Origin of the sequence: Streptomyces sp. NPDC032472 (assembly GCF_040636955.1) — a bacterium.
GTDB lineage: Bacteria > Actinomycetota > Actinomycetes > Streptomycetales > Streptomycetaceae > Streptomyces.
In genome coordinates this window covers 90,038-108,717 of record NZ_JBEZVK010000025.1, presented here as the reverse complement: position 1 = coordinate 108,717, position 18,680 = coordinate 90,038, and the positions used below count along the sequence as shown (strand labels likewise).

The window sequence follows — 18,680 nt, the reverse complement described above, 5'->3', positions numbered from 1 at the left end:
CGCGGAGCCGTTCCCCAGTCCCGCCCCTTCCCGAAACCGGGCTCCGCCCGGACCCAATCAGCCCGGCCGGCGTTTGAGGCGCGGGGGGAGCGGAGCCCCCGGTTTCGGGAAGGGGCGGGGAGGGGACAGGCTCCGCGCAGCGGCAGACGGGAACGGGCCGGGCCCGGGTTCCGTGGAACCCGGGCCCGGCCCGTAGTGACTGCCGACGGCTACGTCAGTTGTCGTCCTCGTCGATCAGGAAGCCCCGCATGGGCGACGGCGCCTGCATCGGCTGCGGCGCAGCCGGCCGCACCGGAGCCATCGGCTGCGTCATGGCCGGCGACATCTGCTGCTGCCCACCGTACGAGGGCCCGCTCATCGGCGACGGACCGCCCATCGGAGAGGGGCTGCTCATCGGCGACGGCCCACCCATGGAGTGCCCCATCGCACCGGCCGGAGCCATCGACGGCGTCGGCGACGGCGGCAGCGCCGGACCGGCCGGGTTCCGCGGCGGGGCCAGGGAGTCGTCGGCCTGGGTCTCGAGCTGGCGCAGCTGCGACTCCAGGTAGGACTTCAGGCGCGTACGGTACTCACGCTCGAAGCCCCGCAGGTCCTCGACCTTGCGCTCCAGCGTGGCCCGCGCGGACTCCAGCGAGCCCATCGCGACGCGGTGCTTCTCCTGGGCGTCCCGCTCCAGCGCATCGGCCTTGGCGCGGGCGTCCCGCTCCAGGCCCTCGGCGCGGCTGCGCGCCTCGCCGACGATCTTGTTGGCCTCGGAGCGGGCCTCCGCGATCGCCTGGTCGGCGGTCTGCTGCGCCAGCGACAGGACGCGGGCGGCGCTGTCGCCGCCGGGGCCCTGCTGCGGGAGCTGCGGCTGCTGGGGCTGCATCTGCTGCATCTGCTGGCCCATGGGCTGCATCTGCTGGCCCATCGGCTGCATCTGCTGCCCCATGGGCTGCATCTGCTGGCCAAGGGGGTTCTGCCCGCCCATGGACTGCTGACCCATCTGCTGCATCTGCTGACCCATGGGCTGCATGGGACCGCCCATGGGGCCGGGGCCGCCGGGGCCCTGCGGGCCGGGGCCGCCGGGGCCGGCCGGAAGCTGCGGCTGGCCGCCCGGGAGCTGCGGCGGGCCCATCTGCGGCGGACCCTGCTGGGCCGGCGGGCCGGATATGGCAGCGGGCACGGGGCCGCCGGGGCGCTGGTCCTGGGGTTCCGGCTTGCGCATGCCCTGCTGCTGCTGGTTCTGAGCGGCGGCACGGGTCGCTGCGGCCAGCTTGGCGCGCAGGTCCTCGTTCTCGCGCAGCAGGCGCGTCAGTTCGGCCTCGACCTCGTCGAGGAAGGCATCGACCTCGTCCTCGTCATAGCCTTCTCGGAGGCGGACGGTCGTGAACTGCTTGTTCCGCACGTCCTCGGGAGTCAGCGGCATGTCTTCTTCACCTCTACGTAGTCGTCGGCAGTCGGCAAGACCGTTTCGGGACTGTCCCCGCGCCTGCGGGAATGCTCATCGTTCACACGCTTCTCGCAGCGGTGCTCACGAAACTGATGAGGATGTAAACGATGATCATCAGCACGAAGAAGGACAGGTCGAGTGCCACGCCCCCGAGACGCAACGGCGGGATAAAGCGCCGGAGAAGCTTGAGCGGCGGATCGGTCACAGTGTAGGTCGCCTCCAGGACGACCACCATCGCCTTCCCGGGTGTCCACGAACGTGCGAACTGGAAGACGTAGTCCATGACCAGCCGGAAGATCAGCACGATGAGGAAGCACATCAGCGCGATGTACACCACCTGCAGTGCGACGCCCATCCCGCGCTTCCCTCTCCCCTGCTCTCGCTCTGTTCCTGCTCTGTTTCCCGGTCCCCCGTGCCTGACGGATCGGTCTAGCTTTGGTTGAAGAACCCGCCCTCCGCGATGCGGGCCTTGTCCTCCGCCGTGACATCGACGTTAGCAGGCGAGAGCAGGAACACCTTCTGTGTCACGCGTTCAATGCTGCCGTGCAATCCGAACACAAGACCGGCGGCAAAGTCGACAAGTCGCTTTGCGTCCGTGTCGTCCATCTCCGTGAGGTTCATGATCACCGGGGTGCCCTCACGGAAGTGTTCCCCGATGGTACGGGCCTCGTTGTAGGTCCGGGGGTGCAGCGTCGTGATGCGGTACGGCTCCCGCTCGGAGACGACCTTGGGCATGATCACGGGGGCGTTCTTCTCCAGGTTCGTTCGTTCAGGTGTGATGGATGCCACGGGGGCGATTCGCGCAGGACGTCCGCTTTCCACCGGCAGGGGGGTGGGTTCCCGCTGCGCCGGGGGTTGTGCGGCTCGTACCGGTTCGTCCGGTACGGGTGCTTGGTGCACGGGCTGCTGGCGCCGGCGGTCCCGCTCCGGTTCCGGCTCGGGTTCGAATTCGTCGTCCGGGTCGTATCCCGGGTTGTCGTACCGGTCGTCCTCCACGAGGCCGAGGTAGACCGCCATCTTGCGCATCGCGCCGGCCATTCTCCGAGTCCTCCGCTCTGTGGTGGATCGCCCTGTCGCAGGTGTGTCGCTGTGTCACCGAAGTCACCAACTGCCCGCGATCCACGCGGTCTGCCCGCTGATCAGCGGGAATGACCATATTTTCTGCTGTGGTCCGACTTTCTTCGCGACGTTACCCGAGCCGGGGTCTCGCGCCGAGTACCGCAGTGCCGACGCGTACATGTGTCGCACCGGCCGCAACGGCCTGTTCCAGGTCTGCACTCATCCCGGCCGACACCATCGTGGCAGCCGGATGGTCCGCGCGCAGGCGGGATGACAATTCCATCAGCCGCTCGAAGGCGGCCCGTTCGCGTCCCGCGTACGGTCCGACCAGCGGAGCCACCGTCATCACGCCGTCCATCCGCAGCCCGGGCGCCGCGGCCACGAGCTCCGCGAGCTCGGTGAGCTGCTCCGCAGCGGCGCCGCCCCGGCTGCCGCGCTCCCCCGACTCCGCGTCGAGGGCGATCTGCACGAGGCAGCCGAGCTCCCGTCCGCTCTGCTCGGCGGCCGCCGAGAGCGCGGTGACCAGTCGGGGCCGGTCGACCGACTGCACCACATGCGCGTATTGCGCAACGGAACGGACTTTGTTCGTCTGCAACTGGCCGACGAAGTGCCAGCGCAGCGGCAGATCCGCGCAGGCCGCGGCCTTGGGGGCGGCGTCCTGGTCACGATTCTCCGCAACATGACGGACACCCAGCTCCGCCAGCAGTCGTACGTCGCTCGCGGGGTAGGTCTTGGTGACCACGATGAGGGTCACCTCTTCCCGCTCGCGCCCCGCGGCGGCACAGGCGGACGAGATGCGGTCCTCCACCCGGGCCAGGTTCTCCGCGAGCTCCGACTTACGATCCGTCATCACCTAGTCCAACCAGACATATCCGGCAAGCCGCCCGGTCACCCGGTCGCGGCGGTACGAGAAATGATCCCGCGACTCCAGTGTGCAGACCGGCGACCGGTGCCGGTTCACCACCCCCAGCTCCGCGAGCTGGGCGTGCACCCCGGCGACGACGTCGACGGCGGGCGTTCCCCAGCTGGTTTCGGCCCGGGCCTCGGGCACCACCGCGGCCACCTCGTCGCGCATCCCGGCCGGCACCTCGTAGCAGCGGCCGCAGACCGCCGGGCCGGTGCGGGCGATGATCCGCCCGGGCTCGGCCCCGAGGGCGACCATCGCCTCGACGGCGGCGGGCACCACTCCGGCGACCAGTCCGGGCCGCCCGGCGTGGGCGGCGCCGGCGATCCCGGCGACGGGGTCGGCCAGCAGCACCGGTGTGCAGTCGGCGGTGAGCACCGCGAGGGCGAGGCCCCGGCGGGCGGTCACCACCGCGTCCACCTGGGGGATGTCGGCGGCGGCGCCCCAGGGTCCGGGGACCACCGCCACGTCGCGGCCGTGCACCTGGTTCATCCAGACCACGTGGTCCGGTGCGATGCCCAGGGCCTCCGCCGCGAGCGCCCGGTTGGCGAGCACGGCGGTCGGGTCGTCCCCGACCGCGCCGCCGAGATTGAGCTCCTCGTACGGAACGGCGCTCACCCCGCCCCACCGGTCGGTGAAGGCGAAGTGGGCGCCGTTCTCGATGTGCTGCCCGAGTCTCACTTCAAGAAGTCCGGAACGTCCAGCTCCTCGGCCGGGCTGTCCTGGTAGGGCCGGGCCGTGGGGACCTGCGGCGCGGGGGCCGCCACCTCGACAGGGGCCGGCTCGACCGGGGCCGGGGGCTCCTCGCGCGGGGTGACCGTGCCCAGTCCGCCGAACGCGGGGCGCACCGGCTCGGCCGCGCGGACCGGGGCGGGCGCGGGCTCCTCGCGCTTGGTGGACGCGGCGCCGATGACGTTGTCACGGCGGGCCGGCGGCTGTCCGCCGTCGAAGCCGGCCGCGATGACGGTGACGCGCACCTCGTCGCCGAGCGCGTCGTCGATGACGGCGCCGAAGATGATGTTCGCCTCGGGGTGGGCGGCCTCGCTGACCAGCTGCGCGGCCTCGTTGATCTCGAAGAGGCCGAGGTCGGAGCCGCCGGAGATGGAGAGCAGCACGCCGCGGGCGCCGTCGATGGACGCCTCCAGCAGCGGGGAGGAGATGGCCATCTCGGCGGCGGCGACCGCGCGGTCGTCGCCGCGGGCGGAGCCGATGCCCATGAGGGCCGAGCCGGCCTCGGACATCACGGACTTGACGTCGGCGAAGTCGAGGTTGATCAGGCCGGGGGTGGTGATGAGGTCGGTGATGCCCTGGACGCCGGAGAGCAGGACCTGGTCGGCCGACTTGAAGGCGTCGAGCACCGACACCTGGCGGTCCGAGATGGACAGCAGGCGGTCGTTGGGGATGACGATGAGGGTGTCGACCTCTTCACGGAGCTCGGCGATGCCGTCCTCCGCCTGGTTGGCGCGGCGCCGGCCCTCGAAGGTGAACGGCCGGGTGACCACACCGATCGTCAGGGCGCCGAGCGAGCGCGCGATGTTGGCGACGACGGGGGCGCCGCCGGTGCCGGTGCCACCGCCCTCGCCGGCGGTGACGAAGACCATGTCGGCCCCCTTGAGGACCTCCTCGATCTCCTCACGGTGGTCCTCTGCCGCCTTGCGACCGACTGCCGGGTTGGCGCCGGCGCCGAGGCCCCGGGTGAGTTCACGGCCGACGTCGAGCTTGACGTCGGCGTCGCTCATCAACAGCGCCTGTGCGTCCGTGTTGATGGCGATGAACTCGACGCCCTTGAGACCGACCTCGATCATTCGGTTGATGGCATTGACACCACCGCCGCCGACACCGATGACCTTGATGACTGCGAGGTAGTTCTGCGGTGCTGCCACGTCGAAGGCCTCTCGCCTCGAGTTACGTGTCGCCGCCTCGCGGGCCTGCGGTGCGACGACTGATGCCGAAATATGGGACGGTCCGAACGCGCCGACCCGAACCCTAACCCTGAAGTTTAGGGTTAAGTATGTGCCTGATCCCTGGACTCTTCCGAACAGGACACTAAGTCGACAAGTAGCGCGTGTTCAACGAACACGCCGAACCTCCCGTTTTTCTTTTCACCCTATGTGATCACCCGTATCGGTGGCCAACCAGGGTGCGTCGCTGTTCGACCCGACGTCAACTCCCGGACACCGCAGGGGCGGTGGGGACGCTCACGTCGAAGTGGGTCGCCTTCGGTGCGGCTTTCAGCAGGGCGGTCAGCGCACGGCCCTTCGCCTCGCCCTGTTCGCCGCTCCCCCACACCACCGAGCGCCGTCCGGTCATCTCCAGGACGACCGAGTCGTACGAGCCCACCTTGACCTGCACCGTCTGTGCCGCGACCGCCTCCGGGAGCCCCGCGGCGACGCCCACCGCCTCGCGCAGCAGCCGCTCCTCGTCGAAGCGGCGGCCGCTCGGCGACTGCGCTGCCCTCAATTCGAGGACGGGAACGCCGGCGGGTGCTTTCGCAACCGTGTCGAAGCGGACACCCGATGCGTCCACTTCCACGAAGTTGGCGTCCTTTTTGATGAGCAGGACGGGTTTGCGCTCCGTCACTTTCAGCCCGATTCCGTGCGGCCAGGACCGCACGACATCGACCGAATCGACACGGGGCAGCCGGTCGCGGACCCGGTCCGCGATCTCGTCGGTGTCCACGCCCACGAGCGGGGCCCCGACCGGCACGGCCGCGGCGGCCAGCACCTGTTCGGCGGTGAGCACCTCGGTGCCGCTCGCGCTCACCTTCTCGACCCGCAGCCAGGAGGAGCCGTACAGCACCCAGCAGACGCCGCCCGCCAGCAGCGCCACGGCGGCGAGCAGGACCAGCAGGCGGCCCCGGCGGCGCATCCGCCCGAGGACGCGGAGGGCGCGGCCCGGCCCGCCGGACCCCTTCGGCACCCTCGACGCCTTGGACGGGTTGGCGGCCTTCGGCCCGTTCGACGCCTTGGGCTGCTTGGACTGCTTCGACGACTTCGACGCCTTCGGTGACGTGGGCGAAGCGGGCGGCTTCGGGGAGCCGGGCCCCCTGCCCGCGCGGGCAGGGCGGCCGGACCGGTCGGGGAACGGGGTCCCGCGCCGTGTGGTCTTCGGTCCGGCCACGCCTGCCTCCTGCGCTGGTGCCTTCCCGCCTCAGCGGGTCCGGTGTGCCGCGATCGCCTCGTACACCATCGCGACCAGCAGCTCGTCGGCGTCCCGGCGGCCGAACTCGGCGGCCGCGCGGGACATCTCGTACAGGCGGTGCGGGTCGGACAGCACCGGCAGGACGTTGCCGAGCACCCACTCGGGCGTCAGCTCCGCGTCGTCGACGAGCAGGCCGCCGCCGGACTTGACCACCGGCTGGGCGTTGAGCCGCTGTTCGCCGTTGCCGATCGGCAGCGGGACGTACGCGGCCGGAAGCCCGACGGCGGAGAGTTCGGCGACGGTCATCGCGCCCGCCCGGCACAGCATCATGTCGGCGGCGGCGTACGCGAGGTCCATCCGGTCCACGTACGGTACCGGGACATAGGGCGGCATCCCCGGCATGTTGTCCACGTGCGGCAGTTCGTTCTTCGGGCCGACCGCGTGGAGGATCTGGACGCCGGAGCGCTGGAGGGTCGGCGCGACCTGCTGGATGGTCTCGTTGAGGCGCCGGGCGCCCTGCGAGCCGCCGGAGACCAGCAGGGTCGGCAGGTTGGGGTCCAGGCCGAAGGCGGCGCGCGCCTCGGGGCGGACGGCGGCGCGGTCCAGGGTGGAGATGGTGCGGCGCAGCGGGATGCCCACGTAGCGGGCGCCGCGCAGCTTGCTGTCGGGCGTGGAGACCGCGACGGCGTGCGCGTAGCGCGAGCCGATCTTGTTGGCCAGGCCGGGGCGGGCGTTGGCCTCGTGGACGATGATCGGCACGCCGAGCCGCTTGGCCGCGAGGTAGCCGGGCAGGGCCACGTAGCCGCCGAAGCCGACGACGACGTCGGCCTTGGTGCGCTCCAGGATCTCCTCGGCCGCCTTGATGGTGCCGCGCAGCCGCCCCGGGACGGTGATGAGCTCGGGGGTGGGCTTGCGGGGCAGCGGGACGGCGGGGATCAGGCCCAGCTCATAGCCGCGCTCGGGCACCAGGCGGGTCTCCAGCCCGCGCTCGGTGCCGAGGGCGGTGATGCCCACGGAAGGGTCCTGCCTGCGCAGGGCGTCTGCGAGGGCGAGCGCCGGCTCGATGTGGCCGGCGGTCCCCCCACCGGCGAGTACGACATGCACCGAAATTCACCGCTCTCCGGACGGACGCCTCTTGACGCGCCGTCTCATCGACTTCCATCTCTGCCCGGTCCGCTTCCAGCCCCTCTTGGGCTGGCGCATCGCGAGCGCCGCGCGTGCGGCCGGCTCCTCCCGCGCGAAGGCGATGAGCAGTCCGACCGCGAACATGGTCGGCAGCAGCGCGGACCCTCCGTACGAGAAGAGCGGGAGCGGGACACCGGCGATCGGCAGCAGGCCGAGCACCGCACCGATGTTGATCACGGCCTGGGCCGTGATCCAGGTGGTCACGCCTCCCGCGGCATAGCGTACGAAGGAGTCCTCCGTGCGTCCGGCCACGCGGATACCCGCATAGCCTAGAGCCGCGAACAGGGCGAGTACCGACAGCGTCCCCGCCAGTCCCAGTTCCTCCCCGGTGATGGCGAAGATGAAGTCGGTGTGGGCTTCGGGCAGTTGTCCCCATTTTTCCACACTGGCACCCAATCCGGAACCGAACCATCCGCCGGATGCGAGGGCGTAGATCCCGTGCACGGCCTGCCAGCACAGGTCGTTCCTGCCGGGATCGGTCGCGCCGATGCAGGCGAGCCGGTCCATCCGGTGCGGGCTGGTCCTGATGAGCAGTGCGACGATCACACCCGCGAAGCCCAGGACCCCCACGAACATCCGCGTGGGTGCCCCGGCCAGCCACAGCAGCCCGAACAGGACGGCCCCGAGGATCATCGCGGTGCCCATGTCGCCGCCCAGCATGATCAGCCCGAGCAGCAGGAAGGCCACCGGGACCAGCGGCACCAGCAGGTGCTTCCACTGGCTCAGCAGCTCCTTGTCGCCCTTGCGGGCCAGCAGGTCGGCGCCCCACAGGATCAGCGCCAGCTTGCCGAACTCACTGGGCTGGAGCATGAACGGACCGCCAAGGGAGATCCAATTCTGGTTGCCGTTGATCGACACCCCTATCCCGGGGACCTGCACCAGCACCATCAGGAACAGCGTCCCGGCGAGCACGGGGTAGGACAGCGCCCGGTGGAGCTTGACCGGCATCCGGGAGGCGACGAGCAGCAGCCCGGTGCCGATGAGGGCGGCCAGGAACTGCTTCTTGAAGAAGTAGGCGTCGCCCAGGCCCAGCTGGAGCGCCTTGATCATGGAAGCCGAGTAGACCATCACCAGGCCGAGCACGGTGATGAGCAGCGAGCTGCCGAAAATCAGGTAATACGCGGTGAGGGGTCGGTCCCAGGCCCGCGCCAACTGCCGCTGCGTGCGCCGCAGCCGGGTCAGCGGCCCGCCCCCGGCGGGCCGCCGCAGGGCCAGGGCGGGCCGTCTGCGGCCCTGGGCCTGCGGCCTGGCGGCCCCGGGACCTTTCGCGGACCCCGCGGACTTCCCGGCGGACGGCCGCCGCCCGGGCAGCACCTGCTTGGCCGGCATCTGTGACCTTCCCCTCCACTCGTACGCTGCGAGCAGCCGGTCGGGGAGGAACCTCCTGCCTGACCTAGGCGCCCTCGTCGGCCAGTTCGCTCACCGCGTCCGCGAATGCGTCCCCGCGCTCGTTGTAGTTCGCGAACATGTCCATCGAGGCACAGGCGGGTGCCAGCAGAACCGTGTCGCCGGGTTCGGCGAGCCGGGCCGCTTCCCGGACCGCTGCGAGCATCGCCCCAGTGTCGGTCCGGTCGAGGTCGACGACCGGGACCTCGGGGGCGTGTCGCGCCAGCGCCTCGGCGATCAGCGCCCGGTCGGCGCCGATCAGCACCGCGCCGCGCAGCCGCTTCGCCGACCTCTGCACCAGCTCGTCGAAGGTCGCGCCCTTGGCGAGGCCGCCCGCGATCCACACCACGGGCTCGTACGCGGACAGGGAGGCCTCGGCGGCGTGCGTGTTGGTGGCCTTGGAGTCGTCGACGTACGCGACCCCGCCGACCTCGTCCACGTACGCGACGCGGTGCGCGTCCGGGCGGAAGTCGCGCAGCCCGTCGCGGACCGCGCGCGGTGCGACGCCGAAGGCGCGGGCCAGGGCCGCCGCGGCGAGCGCGTTGGCGATGTTGTGCGGGGCCGGCGGCTTGACGTCGGCGACCTCGGCGAGCTCCTGGGCGTTCTTCTGCCGGTTCTCGACGAAGGCGCGGTCGACGAGGATGCCGTCGACGACGCCGAGCATGGAGGGGCCGGGGGCGCCGAGGGTGAAGCCGATGGCGCGGCAGCCCTCCTCGACGTCGGCCTCCTCGACGAGGCGCTCGGTGGCCGGGTCGGCCACGTTGTAGACGCAGGCGACGGTGTTGCCCTCGTAGATGCGGCCCTTGTCGGCGGCGTACGCCTCCATCGAGCCGTGCCAGTCGAGGTGGTCGGGGGCCAGGTTGAGCACGGCCGCCGAGTGGGCGCGCACCGAGGGCGCCCAGTGCAGCTGGTAGCTGGAGAGCTCGACGGCGAGGACGTCGTACTCCTCCTCGCCGAGGACGACGTCGATGATCGGGGTGCCGATGTTGCCGACGGCGGCGGTCTTGAGCCCCGCGGCCTTCAGGATCGACGCGAGCATCTGGGTCGTGGTGGTCTTGCCGTTGGTGCCGGTGATGGCGAGCCACTCGGCGGGCTTGCGGCCGGGGCGGACCCCGCGCAGCTGCCAGGCGATCTCCACGTCCCCGACCACGTCGACGCCGGCCTTCTCGGCGGCCTCGAACAGCGGGCTGCCGGGCTTCCAGCCGGGCGAGGTGACGACCAGGTCGGTGCCCTCGGGGAGGGTCTCGGCGTCGCCGAGGCGGACGGAGATGCCCAGTTCGCCGAGTTCGGCGGCCTTGGCCCGGTGGCCCTCGCCGTCGCCGCCGTCCACGACGGTCACGGATGCGCCGAGGCCGGCCAGGGCGCGGGCGGCGCTGATGCCGCTCACGCCGAGACCGGCGACGGTGATGTTCTTGCCCTGCCAGGACGTCACTTGTCGGCTGCCCATCCCGCGTAGAAGAGTCCGAGGCCCACGATCACGCACATGCCCTGGATGATCCAGAAGCGGACCACCACGAGGACTTCTGACCAGCCCTTGAGTTCGAAGTGGTGCTGCAGCGGTGCCATCCGGAAGACGCGCTTCCCGGTGAGCCGGAAGGAGCCGACCTGGATGACGACCGACAGGGTGATGAGCACGAACAGGCCGCCGAGGAGGGCGATCAGGAACTCCGTGCGGGAGCAGATCGCGAGGCCGGCGAGCGCGCCGCCGAGGGCCAGCGAGCCGGTGTCACCCATGAAGATCTTGGCGGGCGAGGTGTTCCACCACAGGAAGCCGAAGCAGGCGCCCATGAGCGCGGACGCGACGATCGCGAGGTCCAGTGGGTCGCGCACCTCGAAGCACGCGTTGGGGTTGGTCAGGGTCTGCGCGTTGGCGCAGGACTCCTGGAACTGCCAGACGCCGATGAACGTGTAGGCGCCGAAGACCATCACGGCGGCGCCGGTGGCCAGGCCGTCCAGGCCGTCGGTCAGGTTCACGCCGTTGGACATGGCCAGGATCATGAACAGGGCCCAGACCACGAAGAGCACCGGGCCGATCGACCAGCCGAAGTCCGTGACGAAGGACAGCTTGGTGGAGGCCGGGGCGTTGCCGCGGGCGTCCTTGAACTGCAGCGCGAGCACGGCGAAGGCGATGCCGACGATCAGCTGGCCGGCCATCTTGGCCTTGGCCCGCAGACCCAGCGAACGCCGCTTGACGATCTTGATGTAGTCGTCGAGGTAGCCGACGAGGCCCATGCCCGCCATCAGGAACAGCACCAGCACGCCGGAGAACGTCGGCTGGCTGCCCGTGATCACCTTCGTCAGGGCGTACGCGATGAGCGTGGCCAGGATGAAGGAGATGCCGCCCATGGTGGGCGTGCCCTTCTTCCCCGCGTGGCCGCGCGGGCCGTCGTCACGGATGAACTGGCCGTAGCCCTTGCGGGCCAGCAGCTTGATCAGCAGCGGGGTGCCCACGACGGTCAGGAACATGCCGATGACACCGGCGAACAGGATCTGCCTCATCGGTCGGCGACCTCGCCCTCGAGCAGCGCCTGCGCGACCCGCTCCAGACCGGCCGACCTGGAAGCCTTCACCAGCACGACGTCCCCCGGCCGCAGTTCACTGCGCAGCAGGTCGATCGCCGCCTGCGTGTCGGACACGAGCACCGACTCCTCACCCCACGAACCCTCGTTATATGCGCCCAGTTGCAACCAGGACGCTTCCCTGCCCCCGACTGCGACGAGCTTGCTCACGTTGAGCCGGACGACAAGCCGTCCGACCGCGTCGTGCTCGGCGAGCGAGTCGTCTCCGAGCTCGGCCATGGGACCGAGCACCGCCCACGTGCGCCCCCCGTTCGCCCTGGCGGCGCCGCCCATGGCGGCGAGTGCGCGCAGTGCGGCCCGCATGGACTCGGGGTTCGCGTTGTAGGCGTCGTTGACGACCGTCACGCCGTCGGCCCGCTCGGTGACCTCCATCCGCCAGCGCGAGAGCGTGCCGGCACCGGAGAGCGCGGTGGCGATCTCCTCGACGGACATGCCCAGCACATGGGCGACGGCGGCCGCGGCAAGCGCGTTCGACACGTGGTGCTCACCGTACAGCCGCAAGGTCACAACGCTGCACCCGGTGGGTGTGTGCAGTGTGAAGGACGGCCGTCCGTCGGGCGTCATCCGCACGTCGGTGGCGCGGACGTCGGCGTCCTCGGCCTCGCCGAAGAGCACCGTACGGGCCTTGGTGCGGGAGGACATCGCACGGACGAGGAGGTCGTCGGCGTTGAGCACGGCGACTCCGCCCTCGGCCTCCCCCGGCAGGGCCTCGACCAGCTCTCCCTTGGCCTGCGCGATGGCCTCGCGACCGCCGAACTCCCCGATGTGGGCGGTGCCGACGTTCAGCACCAGGCCGATGCGCGGAGGGGTGAGGCCGGTGAGGTAGCGGATGTGGCCGATGCCGCGGGCCCCCATCTCCAGGACCAGGTGCCGGGTCTCCTCGGTGGCCCGCAGCGTCGTGATGGGCAGGCCGATCTCGTTGTTGAGGTTCCCCGGCGTCCACACGGTCGGCGCGTGGTGCTGGAGGACCTGGGCGATGAGGTCCTTGGTGGAGGTCTTGCCCGCGGAGCCGGTCAGGGCGACCACGTCGGTGCCGATACGGGCCACGACGGCGCCGGCCAGGGCGCCGAGGGCGGCGACGACGTCGGGGACGACGACCGCGGGCACGCCGACGGGCCGGGTCGCGAGGACCGCGGTGGCCCCTGCGGCGACGGCGCGTTCGGCGTAGTCGTGGCCGTCGACCCGTTCGCCGACGAAGGCGGCGAACAGGCTGCCCGCCTCCACCTCGCGGGAGTCGAACACGACGGGACCGGTGACCCGGGCGGACGGATCCGGTATGTCGTGGAGCTGGCCGCCGGTGATGTCGGCGATCTCGGCGAGGGAAAGGGCGATCACTGGTTCACCTCGGCCTGTCGGACGTCGGACTGCGCGTGGTTCTCGATCGCGGCGCGGAGCACCGCGCGGTCGTCGAAGGGGCGTACGACACCGGCGGTGTCCTGGCCCTGTTCGTGGCCCTTGCCGGCGACCAGCACGGTGTCGCCGGGCTCGGCGCGGGCGACGGCCGCGGCGATGGCCGCGGCGCGGTCGGCGTCGACGAGGACCGTGCCGCGCTCCTCGGCGGGGACGGAGACGGCGCCCTCGAACATCGCGGCGAGGATCTTCAGCGGGTCCTCGGAGCGCGGGTTGTCGGAGGTCAGCACGGCGGTGTCGGCGAACCGGGCGGCGGCCGCGCCCATCGGGCCGCGCTTGGTCGTGTCGCGGTCGCCGCCGCAGCCGAGCACGATGTGCAGCTTGCCGGCGGTGACCTCGCGCAGGGCGCGCAGCACCGACTCGACGGCGTCGGTCTTGTGCGCGTAGTCCACGACGGCGAGGTACGGCTGGCCCGCGTCGACCCGCTCCAGCCGGCCCGGGACCCCGGGGACGGCGGCGACGCCGTCGGCGGCGGTCTGCGGGTCCAGGCCCGCGGCGGCGAGCGTGGCGATGGCGGCGACGGTGTTGGCCACGTTGAACGGGCCGGGCAGCGGGGCCCGGGCGCTCACGCGCTCCCCGTTCGGGCCGAGCACGGTCAGGGTGGAGTCCATGTGCCCGAAGACGACGTCCTCGGCGCGCCAGTCGGCGGCCGGGTCGCCGGCGGCGGAGAAGGTGACGACCGGGATCGCCGACTCCTTGGCCAGGCGGCGGCCGTACTCGTCGTCGACGTTGACCACGCCCAGGCGGGCGCGGCGCTCGGTGAAGAGCTGGGCCTTGGCCTGGAAGTAGTCCTCCATGTCGGAGTGGAACTCCATGTGCTCCGGGCTCAGGTTGTTGAAGACCGCGACGTCGAAGACGCAGCCGTCGACCCGGCCGAGCACGAGGGCGTGGCTGGAGACCTCCATGGCGACCGCCTCGACGCCGCGTTCGCGCATGACCGCGAAGAGCGCCTGGAGGTCGGTGGCCTCGGGGGTGGTCCGCTCGGACTTGATGCGCTCGTCGCCGATGCGCATCTCGACCGTGCCGACGAGTCCGGTCGTGCGGCCCGCGCCGCGCAGTCCGCCCTCGACGAGGTACGCCGTGGTGGTCTTGCCGGAGGTGCCGGTGATGCCGATCTGGAGCAGGCCCTCGCCGGGGCGGCCGTAGATCGCGGCGGCGAGGGCGCCCATCCGGCCGCGCGGGTCCTCGACCGCCAGGACCGGCAGTCCGGTCGCGGCGGCGCGCTCGGCGCCCGCCGGATCGGTCAGCACGGCCGCGGCGCCGAGGGCGGCCGCCTGGGCCGCGAAGTCGGCGCCGTGCATCCGGGCGCCCGGCAGGGCCGCGTACAGGTCGCCGGGGCGCACGGCACGGGAGTCGTGCGTGATGCCGGTGATCTGCGGCTGCTGCGCGGCAGCGGGGGCGTCGAGACCCAGCAGGGCCGCCAGCTCGCCGAGCGCGCTCGGGCGGGCGGTCACGGGCCGGGGCGCACCCGGCGGCGTTGCCGGGGCGTCTTTCTGGGCGGTTCTGGGCTGATCAGCGTGGGGCACGGCGGTGAGCGTACCCGGCGCGGCGGGCCGGTAGCCAAGCGAGGGCCCGGCCGGGGCGGCTTCGGCGGACTGGTTCCCGGGTTTCGGGGTGATCGTTGTCACTGATGGTGCCTCAGGCGGTTCGGGCCGGCGGGCCGGGTCACTGACCGGGCTGCGGGCTGGGCTGCGGGGCGGTCGGGGATGCGGCCGGCGGGCCGGCGTCGTAGGTGACGGGCAGGCCCGCGGGGGCGCTCCCCGTGGGGGCGACCTGGAGGGTCTTCAGGGCGAACTCCATGACCTTCTTGTAGATCGGTCCGCAGATCTGGCCGCCGAAGTAGCTGCCCTTGGTCGGGTTCTGGATGGCGCAGTAGACGGTGATGCGGGGGTTGTCGGCGGGGGCGAAGCCGGCGAAGGAGGCGGTGTAGCCCTTGTAGCGGCCGGTGGCCGGATCCACCCGGTTGGAGGTTCCGGTCTTGCCGCCGACCCGGTAGCCGGGGATCTTCGCCTTGGTACCGGTGCCCTCCTGGTCGTCGACCACGGATTCGAGCATCTCGGACAGGGTGTGGGCGGTCTCCTTGCTGATCACGCGGGTCTGGGCGGGGGCGGGGGCGGGGGTGAAGCGGCCGTCGGGGCCCTTGGTGCCACGGACCAGGGTCGGCTCGATCCGGACGCCCCCGTTGGCGATCGTCGAGTACACGGAGGCCGCCTGCATGGCGTTGAGGGACAGGCCCTGGCCGAAGGGGATCGTGTACTGCTGGGAGGTGGACCAGGACTCGGGCCGGGCGAGCAGGCCGCGGGATTCGCCGGGGTAGTTCAGGCCGGTGGGCTGCCCGATGCCGAACCGGGTCAGGTAGGAGTACAGGACCCGGTTGGCCTCGGGCTGGGTGGCCCCGAGCTGGCCGGTGGCGAGGATGGTGCCGATGTTCGAGGACTTGGCGAGGACCCCGTTGAGGGTCAGGTACCAGGTCGGGTGGTCCACGTCGTCCTTGAAGAGCCGGTCCCCGCGGTGGAGCCGGTTGGGGACCTCGACGTGGGTCTCGGGGGTGGCCTTCTTCTCCTCCAGCACCGCGGCCATGGAGACGACCTTGGCGGTGGAGCCGGGCTCGTAGACGTCCTGGAGCGCCGCGTTGCCCATGGCCGCGGAGCTGGCCTTCGACAGGTCGTTGGGGTCGAAGCCGGGGGCGTTGGCCATGGCCAGCACCTCTCCGGTGCGGGTGTCCTGGACGATGACGTAGCCGCGGTCGGCCTCGGACTTCCTGACCTGCTCGGCGATGGCGCTCTGCGCCGCCCACTGGATGTCGCGGTCGATGGTCAGCTCGACGTCCTCGCCGGGCACCGCGGGCTTCTCGCTGGACCCGGCGGTGGGCACGCGGCGGCCGCCGGACTGGGCGTAGGTGATCTCGCCGTCCTTGCCGGAGAGCTTCTTGTCGAGGGCGGACTCCAGGCCGCCGGCGCCCTTGCCCTCGGCGTTGACGTAGCCCAGTATCCCGGCGGCGAGGTCCCCGTTGGGGTACACGCGCTTGCTGCTGTCCTCGTTGAAGACGCCGGCCAGGACGTTGGCGCCGGGGCCGTTGGCCCGCTTGTCGGCGGCGGCCTTCTCGGCGAAGACCCGCTTGAGGTCCTTGATCTGGTTCCAGACCTGCGGGGTCTGGCGGCGTGCCAGGATCACGTAGCGGCTGTTCTTCGTCCGCAGCTTGCCGGCGAGCTCGCCGGCGTCCGTGCCGAGGATGGGCGCGAGGAGGGCGGCCGCCTGCTCGGGGGCGTCGGGGGCCTTGCTCTCCTGCGGGGTGAACATCTTCGGGTCGGCGGTGATGTCGTACGCGTCGACGCTGGTGGCGAGGGCGACGCCCTTGCGGTCGGTGATCTCGCCGCGCTCGGCGGCCAGGGTGTAGCTGGTGAACCGGTTCTCGGAGGCCTTGGCGGAGTACGCGGAGGCGTCGACGGCCTGCACCTGGAGCAGCCGTACGACGAAGGCCAGCATCACCAGCGTCAGGCCGACGCTGACCAGCCGCAGCCGCGGCTTGGGACTCCCGAGCCGAATGGTGTGCGGCCCACCCCTGCGCCGCCCGGCGTCCACCCGGGGCCGATCCCCGCCCCGCGCATCGACCCGAGCCCTCTCCCCACCGGGCCGAGGCACCCGCCGCCCGTCCATGGGCGTCACACGCCCACCCCCGCCACAACAGCCCCGCCGGCGTTTGAGGCGCGGGGTCCGGGTCGGAGCCCCGTGAAGGGTCCGGGGCGGAGCCCCGGGAAACGGTGAAAGGGCGGGGTGGGGGAAAGTCCCGCAGGGGACCGCGTCACGACGTCACCTTCCCGGGGCCGGGCTGGGCTGGGGGCTGGCCGCCGCGGAGGGCGGCACGACGGCCGGCGGACCGGCGGGACTCGGAACGGCCGCCGAGGCCCCCGCAGCCGGGGGCAGGGGCGAGGGCGACGGTGACGGCGAAGCCGCCGGCGTCTCGGCCACCGCCGCACTCCCGGCCACCTCCCCGTCCGGCCCGATGAACACGGGGGTCCCGCCGGGCACCATCCCGAGCTCCTGCGCCCGGCGCTGCAGCGCATCCGGCTGCGAGTAGGCGTCCACGTCCCGCTGGAGCGCCTGCTCCTCGTCCGTGAGCGCGGTGGTCTCCTTCTTCAGCCGGGCCAGCTGGAAGGACCCCTGGTTCAGCGCCGAGTTCAGCAGCAGCAGGCTGATCAGACCGCCGGCGAGCAGCGCGACGACCAGCAGCACGAACGGCGTCCGCGCCGCCTGTCCGGAGCCCCCGCGCAACCGCCCGAGCCCTCCGGAACCCGCGCCCCCGCCCGCTCCCGCGCCCCCGGCTTTGCTCACAGGTCCGCCTCCCGGATGCGCTCGACCCCGCGGAAGCGGGCCGGCGCGGCCCGCCGGTTCTCGGCGATCTCCTCCTCGGTGGGCAGTTCCGCCCCGCGCGTGAGGAGCTTCAGCTTGGGCTGGTACTTCTCGGGCACCACCGGCAGCCCGGGCGGCGCGGTCGAGGTGGCTCCGGCGGCGAAGACCTGCTTGACGAGGCGGTCCTCCAGCGAGTGGTACGACAGCACCGCGATCCGGCCGCCGACGGCGATCCGGTCCACGGCGGCCGGAATGGCCCGCTCCAGGACCGACAGCTCGCCGTTGACCTCGATCCGCAGCGCCTGGAAGGTCCGCTTGGCCGGGTTGCCGCCGGTCCGCTTGGCGGCCTGCGGCAGGGCGTCGCGGATCAGCTCGACCAGGCGCGCACTGTTGTCGAACGGCTCCTTCTCGCGCTCGCGCACGATCGCCGAGACGATCCGCTTGGCCTGCTTCTCCTCGCCGTACTGGCGCAGGATCCGTACGAGCTCGCCCGCCGGGTAGGTGTTGAGCACCTCGGCGGCGCTGATCCCGGTCGTCTGGTCCATGCGCATGTCCAGGGGCGCGTCCTGCGCGTACGCGAACCCGCGGTCGGCCTCGTCGAGCTGCATCGAGGAGACGCCGAGGTCGAAGAGGATGCCCTGGACGGCCGGGATGCCGAGGCGGTCCAGTACGGCGGGCAGCTCGTCGTAGACGGCGTGGACGAGGGTGGCCCGGTCGCCGAAGGGCGCGAGCCGCTCGCCGGAGAGCCGCAGGGCCTCCTTGTCGCGGTCGAGGCCGATCAGGCGGGCCTGGGGGAACCGGGTCAGCAGGGCCTCGCTGTGGCCTCCGAGGCCGAGGGTGCAGTCGACGACGACGGCTCCCGGCTCCTGGAGCGCCGGGGCCAACAGGTCCAGGCACCGCTGGAGCATCACCGGGACATGTCGGGACTCGCTGGTCAAAGCGCCCTCTCAAGTAACGGCGCGGCCGGCGGACGCCGCGCCGCACACGCGGAGTGTTACCAAGGGGCCGGGCGGCCGGTGGGGCCGGGCTCCGGCCGGTTCGCGTCACTTTAGTGCAACGGTCGCCGCGGTCAACGAACCGCCCCGCGTGCCGCCCGTCCGCCTCTCCCGGAACCCCCGAAAGCCGCGAATCACCCGGTCGGCCGCCCCCGCTCACCCTTGTGGGTTAGCTCACAACAAGGCAGGTTGACGTTCTTTGTCCATCCTCTCTCCATGCCTTTACCAGCGGTGACCAC

16 protein-coding genes are annotated in these 18,680 nt (G+C 71.8%); all 16 read right to left on the bottom strand.

The window, feature by feature from the left end; genetic code table 11:
* Window positions 1-214 precede the first annotated feature (214 nt).
* Complete coding sequence (locus tag AB0F11_RS19135) at window positions 215-1,408, bottom strand: DivIVA domain-containing protein (protein ID WP_362174780.1); 1,194 nt, start codon at window positions 1,406-1,408, stop codon at window positions 215-217.
* Between the two features lie 82 nt (window positions 1,409-1,490).
* The gene (locus AB0F11_RS19130) at window positions 1,491-1,787 is read right to left on the bottom strand and encodes a YggT family protein (RefSeq protein ID WP_030155988.1); all 297 of its coding nucleotides are present in this window, start codon (window positions 1,785-1,787) and stop codon (window positions 1,491-1,493) included.
* A gap of 74 nt (window positions 1,788-1,861) precedes the next feature.
* Window positions 1,862-2,470, bottom strand: coding sequence for a cell division protein SepF (sepF, locus tag AB0F11_RS19125; protein WP_362174777.1), 609 nt, complete (start codon window positions 2,468-2,470; stop codon window positions 1,862-1,864).
* A 151-nt stretch (window positions 2,471-2,621) separates the two neighbouring features.
* The gene (locus tag AB0F11_RS19120; protein ID WP_362174774.1) at window positions 2,622-3,341 is read right to left on the bottom strand and encodes a YggS family pyridoxal phosphate-dependent enzyme; all 720 of its coding nucleotides are present in this window, start codon (window positions 3,339-3,341) and stop codon (window positions 2,622-2,624) included.
* Window positions 3,342-3,344: 3 nt separating this feature from the next.
* A complete protein-coding gene (pgeF, locus tag AB0F11_RS19115) occupies window positions 3,345-4,076 on the bottom strand; it encodes a peptidoglycan editing factor PgeF (protein ID WP_362174771.1) in 732 nt (243 codons plus the stop codon).
* The gene (gene ftsZ, locus AB0F11_RS19110; RefSeq protein WP_361917846.1) at window positions 4,073-5,278 is read right to left on the bottom strand and encodes a cell division protein FtsZ; all 1,206 of its coding nucleotides are present in this window, start codon (window positions 5,276-5,278) and stop codon (window positions 4,073-4,075) included. The genes pgeF and ftsZ overlap by 4 nt, the downstream gene beginning before the upstream one ends.
* Before the next feature lie 280 nt (window positions 5,279-5,558).
* The gene (locus AB0F11_RS19105) at window positions 5,559-6,314 is read right to left on the bottom strand and encodes an FtsQ-type POTRA domain-containing protein (protein ID WP_362174806.1); all 756 of its coding nucleotides are present in this window, start codon (window positions 6,312-6,314) and stop codon (window positions 5,559-5,561) included.
* 231 nt (window positions 6,315-6,545) lie between these two features.
* On the bottom strand, window positions 6,546-7,640 hold the full coding sequence (murG, locus tag AB0F11_RS19100; RefSeq protein WP_362174767.1) for an undecaprenyldiphospho-muramoylpentapeptide beta-N-acetylglucosaminyltransferase: 1,095 nt from the start codon (window positions 7,638-7,640) through the stop codon (window positions 6,546-6,548).
* Between the two features lie 6 nt (window positions 7,641-7,646).
* The gene (gene ftsW, locus AB0F11_RS19095; protein ID WP_362174764.1) at window positions 7,647-9,050 is read right to left on the bottom strand and encodes a putative lipid II flippase FtsW; all 1,404 of its coding nucleotides are present in this window, start codon (window positions 9,048-9,050) and stop codon (window positions 7,647-7,649) included.
* A gap of 64 nt (window positions 9,051-9,114) precedes the next feature.
* The gene (gene murD, locus AB0F11_RS19090) at window positions 9,115-10,554 is read right to left on the bottom strand and encodes a UDP-N-acetylmuramoyl-L-alanine--D-glutamate ligase (protein ID WP_362174761.1); all 1,440 of its coding nucleotides are present in this window, start codon (window positions 10,552-10,554) and stop codon (window positions 9,115-9,117) included.
* On the bottom strand, window positions 10,536-11,606 hold the full coding sequence (gene mraY, locus AB0F11_RS19085) for a phospho-N-acetylmuramoyl-pentapeptide-transferase (protein ID WP_361917858.1): 1,071 nt from the start codon (window positions 11,604-11,606) through the stop codon (window positions 10,536-10,538). The genes murD and mraY overlap by 19 nt, the downstream gene beginning before the upstream one ends.
* Window positions 11,603-13,021, bottom strand: coding sequence for a UDP-N-acetylmuramoyl-tripeptide--D-alanyl-D-alanine ligase (gene murF, locus AB0F11_RS19080; protein WP_362174758.1), 1,419 nt, complete (start codon window positions 13,019-13,021; stop codon window positions 11,603-11,605). Before murF ends, mraY begins: the two co-directional genes overlap by 4 nt.
* Entirely contained in the window at window positions 13,018-14,724 is a 1,707-nt protein-coding gene (locus AB0F11_RS19075) for a UDP-N-acetylmuramoyl-L-alanyl-D-glutamate--2,6-diaminopimelate ligase (protein ID WP_362174755.1), read from the bottom strand. The genes murF and AB0F11_RS19075 overlap by 4 nt, the downstream gene beginning before the upstream one ends.
* A gap of 37 nt (window positions 14,725-14,761) precedes the next feature.
* Complete coding sequence (locus AB0F11_RS19070) at window positions 14,762-16,738, bottom strand: penicillin-binding protein 2 (protein WP_362174803.1); 1,977 nt, start codon at window positions 16,736-16,738, stop codon at window positions 14,762-14,764.
* 168 nt (window positions 16,739-16,906) lie between these two features.
* Entirely contained in the window at window positions 16,907-17,368 is a 462-nt protein-coding gene (locus AB0F11_RS19065) for a hypothetical protein (protein WP_362174800.1), read from the bottom strand.
* A 56-nt stretch (window positions 17,369-17,424) separates the two neighbouring features.
* On the bottom strand, window positions 17,425-18,384 hold the full coding sequence (gene rsmH, locus AB0F11_RS19060; protein ID WP_362174752.1) for a 16S rRNA (cytosine(1402)-N(4))-methyltransferase RsmH: 960 nt from the start codon (window positions 18,382-18,384) through the stop codon (window positions 17,425-17,427).
* Window positions 18,385-18,680 lie beyond the last annotated feature (296 nt).

Excerpts from the sequence above, each read along its gene's own strand:
- AB0F11_RS19135 (WP_362174780.1), bottom strand. The coding sequence starts at position 1,408 with ATGCCGCTGACTCCCGAGGACGTGCGGAACAAGCAGTTCACGACCGTC.
- AB0F11_RS19130 (WP_030155988.1), bottom strand. The coding sequence starts at position 1,787 with ATGGGCGTCGCACTGCAGGTGGTGTACATCGCGCTGATGTGCTTCCTC.
- sepF (WP_362174777.1), bottom strand. The coding sequence starts at position 2,470 with ATGGCCGGCGCGATGCGCAAGATGGCGGTCTACCTCGGCCTCGTGGAG.
- AB0F11_RS19120 (WP_362174774.1), bottom strand. The coding sequence starts at position 3,341 with ATGACGGATCGTAAGTCGGAGCTCGCGGAGAACCTGGCCCGGGTGGAG.
- ftsW (WP_362174764.1), bottom strand. The coding sequence starts at position 9,050 with ATGCCGGCCAAGCAGGTGCTGCCCGGGCGGCGGCCGTCCGCCGGGAAG.
- murD (WP_362174761.1), bottom strand. The coding sequence starts at position 10,554 with ATGGGCAGCCGACAAGTGACGTCCTGGCAGGGCAAGAACATCACCGTC.
- mraY (WP_361917858.1), bottom strand. The coding sequence starts at position 11,606 with ATGAGGCAGATCCTGTTCGCCGGTGTCATCGGCATGTTCCTGACCGTC.